The sequence below is a fragment of the Mesorhizobium sp. M7A.F.Ca.US.005.03.2.1 genome (assembly GCF_003997795.1).
Taxonomy (GTDB): Bacteria; Pseudomonadota; Alphaproteobacteria; order Rhizobiales; family Rhizobiaceae; genus Mesorhizobium; species Mesorhizobium ciceri.
Window position 1 is genome coordinate 1 of record NZ_RZRP01001118.1, and the last position, 1644, is coordinate 1644.

1 protein-coding gene and 2 pseudogenes are annotated in these 1644 nt (G+C 63.3%); 1 reads left to right on the forward strand and 2 read right to left on the reverse strand.

The window, feature by feature from the left end; all coding sequences use genetic code 11:
- Positions 1 to 108: 108 nt before the first annotated feature.
- Positions 109 to 735, forward strand: a pseudogene (locus EN991_RS35290) (carbohydrate ABC transporter permease); the annotation flags it as partial.
- Between the two features lie 50 nt (positions 736 to 785).
- On the opposite strand, the gene EN991_RS35295 reads toward EN991_RS35290, so the two are convergent.
- Both EN991_RS35295 and EN991_RS41410 read right to left on the reverse strand, forming a co-directional pair.
- Positions 786 to 1529, reverse strand: a complete 744-nt coding sequence (locus tag EN991_RS35295) for a creatininase family protein (RefSeq protein WP_063167792.1) — start codon at positions 1527 to 1529, stop codon at positions 786 to 788.
- 3 nt (positions 1530 to 1532) lie between these two features.
- Positions 1533 to 1644: pseudogene (locus EN991_RS41410) on the reverse strand (6-phospho-3-hexuloisomerase); the annotation flags it as partial.

Here is a 1644-nt window from a genome sequence, read left to right on the forward strand (position 1 = left end):
GCCAAGGCGGCCGAGCTGTTCAAGGATCAGGGATTTACCGTGCTCGCGCCGAGCAACTGAGTTCCAAGGGGCACTATGAACTGGCTGCTGGACCTCACTCCCGACGAATGGAATGCGGTCCGGCTGTCCATCAAGGTGGCAACGGTGGCGATGCTCGCCAGCCTGCCGCCGGGCATCTTGATCGCGCTTCTGCTTGCCCGGGGACAGTTCTGGGGCAAGACGGTTCTCAACGGGCTGGTGCATCTGCCGCTGATCCTGCCGCCGGTGGTGCTGGCGCTGCCCTTCCTGGTGCTCTACCGCGAGGTCGGCCTGCTCGACACGCGCATCGGGCTGATCCTGCTCTACACGCTGATGGTGCTGCCGATCGTCATCTGGATCATGCGCGACCAGTTCAACTCGATCCCGGTCGAGCTCGAGGAAGCAGCCTTGGTCGACGGGCTGTCGATCTGGGGCGCGTTCTTCCGCATCGTCATGCCGATCGCGCTGCCGGGCATGGTCGCCGCCTTCATCCTGGCGATGGTGCTGTGCTGGAACGAGTATTTCTTCGCCGCCCTTTTGACCTCGACCGACGCCAAGACAATTCCGGTCATGGTGGCGAGCCAGACCGGCTCGCAAGGCATCAACTGGTGGTCGATGGCGGCACTAGCGACGGCGGCCATCGCGCCGCTCGCCGTCATTGGCATCGCGTTGGAGCGCTATCTGATCATGGGCATGACCGCGGGCGCGGTGAAGTAGCATGGCGCCCTCTTACCTTCTCCCCCTTGTGGGAGAAGGGAAGCCGCGCGCTAGCGTCCCAATATTGCCCGCAGGTGGTCCATGATCATGGCGACGCCCTTCTGCCCGAGCTCTGCCGAAGCATCCTTGGCGCTCGCCGTGTACCAGCCGGTATTGTCGGCGAAGTGATTGGCATCGACAGCCTCCGGGCATAGCGCCAGCATCAGCGAGGTCTCGCCAATGCCGGCATGGTCGAACGGGTACTTGCCGTTCATGTCAGCCGACATCAGCGGATGCACCTGCACCCAGTTGAAGAAATTTTCACCCGCCGCGTGTCCTGAATAATAGTCCGCCATCGCCTGCGACCCCCACCAGCCCTCGCCGCGCTCCTTTTCGAGGAAGCGGAAGATCGCCTGTCGGCCGGCGGCCTTGAACGCCAGATCGGTCGGCATGCCGGCGACAAAGTTCTCGGTCTGGTGGTGGATAATGGCGTGGATGTTGCGGAAGCCGATGCGCAGCAGGCTGTAGAACAGTTCCTCGCCGAACGGCGCCAGCGCATTGCCGCCGACCTGCACCGAGCCGCTGCCTTCCGGCGGCGCCACCGCATAGCTTGCCGCACCGTAGTAGAAGGGCGGCAGGATGACGACGTCCTTCTCCTTTTCGAACAGCTCCAGCGTCTTGATGACGGCCAGCGTGTCCATGCCGACGGCCATGTGCTCGCCATGGTATTCCAGCACGCCGAGCGGCAGAGCGACCGGCCAATTCTCGGCGATCGCCCTGCGGATCTGGTGTGGCAGCATCAGTTCATAGCGCATGATCTATTCCATGTTGGTGTGGCGGGCGCGCATGGCTTCGGGCGACGCGCCGGTCAATTCCCTAAGCTTCCGCACCATCACCTCAAACAGCAGGAAAAGCGCGCCCTCGAACACC